The sequence below is a fragment of the Paraburkholderia sp. J63 genome (genome assembly GCF_905220245.1).
In the GTDB taxonomy this organism is placed as follows: domain Bacteria; phylum Pseudomonadota; class Gammaproteobacteria; order Burkholderiales; family Burkholderiaceae; genus Paraburkholderia.
This window is the reverse complement of record NZ_CAJMZF010000206.1, coordinates 1-336: the sequence shown is the minus strand read 5'-3', so window position 1 is coordinate 336 and position 336 is coordinate 1. Positions and strand designations below refer to the sequence as shown.

Annotated in this window: 1 protein-coding gene; it reads left to right on the top strand. The window is 59.5% G+C overall.

The features are described from left to right. On the top strand, positions 1-205 hold a 205-nt coding region (locus tag U5775_RS39195), incomplete at its 5' end, for a transposase (RefSeq protein ID WP_322063470.1). Between the last annotated feature and the right edge of the window lie 131 nt (positions 206-336).

Here is a 336-nt window from a genome sequence, read left to right as displayed (position 1 = left end):
TGCAATGACGATGCGACGGAGCACGGTCGAGCACGTGTTCGGCACACTTAAGCACTGGATGGGGACGACGCACTTCCAGACTCGCGGACTTGGCCATGTCGCCGCTGAAATGAGTTTGCACGTGCTGGCATACAACCTCAAGCGAGTCATCAGGATCCTCGGATTCGCAAAGACGATGCGAGCGATGAAGCTGGCAGGCGCGTGAATGCGCGCGCCGACGCTGTTTGCCAGTAAAACACGATCACTTCATTTGCCTGCGTCACGTCCTAACGCAACTGTGCTCCCGCCGGGGAGGGATCGGCCGGTCGTTCTGCGCGTTTTTACACGGCCTCGGCC